The 547-nt window shown below is 62.7% G+C and carries 1 protein-coding gene; it reads left to right on the top strand.

Annotated elements, in window-relative coordinates:
• The coding region (locus tag EN955_RS35815) for a DUF4573 domain-containing protein (protein WP_245492859.1) at positions 1-547 on the top strand (547 nt) is incomplete at both ends.

Raw genomic sequence — 547 nt, 5'->3', positions numbered from 1 at the left:
GTTGCTCCGGTATCACCGGTCGAGCCGGTTGCTCCAGTAGAGCCTGTTGCTCCAGTCGATCCGGTCGAACCTGTTGCCCCAGTAGAGCCGGTCGAACCTGTCGATCCGGTCGAGCCAGTTGCTCCGGTATTACCGGTTGAACCTGTGGCGCCGGTTGCTCCGGTCGCTCCAGTCGAACCTGTTGCTCCAGTCGAACCTGTCGAGCCAGTTGCTCCGGTATCGCCGGTCGAGCCGGTTGCTCCAGTAGAGCCTGTTGCTCCAGTCGAACCTGTCGAGCCAGTTGCTCCGGTATCACCGGTTGCACCTGTGGCGCCGGTTGCTCCGGTCGCTCCAGTAGAGCCGGTTGCTCCAGTCGATCCGGTCGAGCCAGTTGCTCCGGTATTACCGGTTGCACCTGTGGCGCCGGTCGAACCGGTCGCTCCGGTCGAACCTGTTGCTCCAGTCGAACCAGTCGAGCCAGTTGCTCCGGTATCACCGGTCGAGCCGGTTGCTCCAGTAGAGCCTGTTGCTCCAGTCGATCCGGTCGAACCTGTTGCCCCAGTAGAGC

This window comes from Mesorhizobium sp. M7A.F.Ca.CA.001.04.2.1, assembly GCF_003998485.1.
Lineage (GTDB): Bacteria > Pseudomonadota > Alphaproteobacteria > Rhizobiales > Rhizobiaceae > Mesorhizobium > Mesorhizobium ciceri.
Note: the sequence above shows the minus strand (reverse complement) of the source record. Positions and strands in the feature narration are given on the sequence as shown.